Here is a 491-nt window from a genome sequence, read left to right on the forward strand (position 1 = left end):
TATGGTCCTCGTGCGTATGGTGCTCCGGAGTATCTCTCGGGTCATGTTCTGACGGGGAGTACGCCGAGTGTGTTGTCGGGGCGTGTGGCGTACTCGTTTGGTTTTGAGGGGCCTGCGGTGACGGTGGATACGGCGTGTTCGTCGTCGTTGGTGGCGTTGCATCTGGCTGGTCGGGCGTTGCGGTTGGGGGAGTGTGATCTGGCGTTGGCGGGTGGTGTGACGGTGATGGCCACTCCGGGGATGTTTATCGAGTTCGGTCAGCAGCGGGGGTTGGCGGTGGATGGGCGGTGCAAGCCGTTTTCCGCGGCTGCGGATGGTACGGGGTGGGGTGAGGGTGTTGGTGTTCTGGTGTTGGAGCGGTTGTCGGATGCCCGGCGTCTTGGGCATCGGGTGCTGGCGGTGGTGCGGGGGAGTGCGGTCAATCAGGATGGTGCGTCGAATGGTCTGACGGCGCCGAGTGGTCCGTCGCAGCAGCGGGTGATCCGGGCGGC

Annotated in this window: 1 protein-coding gene; it reads left to right on the forward strand. The window is 64.8% G+C overall.

Features of this window, described 5'->3' with window-relative positions; genetic code table 11:
- Positions 1-491 (forward strand): beta-ketoacyl synthase N-terminal-like domain-containing protein (locus tag NQU54_RS48800; protein ID WP_257636687.1); only part of this gene is annotated, 491 nt, incomplete at both ends.

This window comes from Streptomyces malaysiensis subsp. samsunensis (genome assembly GCF_024519315.1).
Taxonomy (GTDB): Bacteria; Actinomycetota; Actinomycetes; order Streptomycetales; family Streptomycetaceae; genus Streptomyces; species Streptomyces malaysiensis.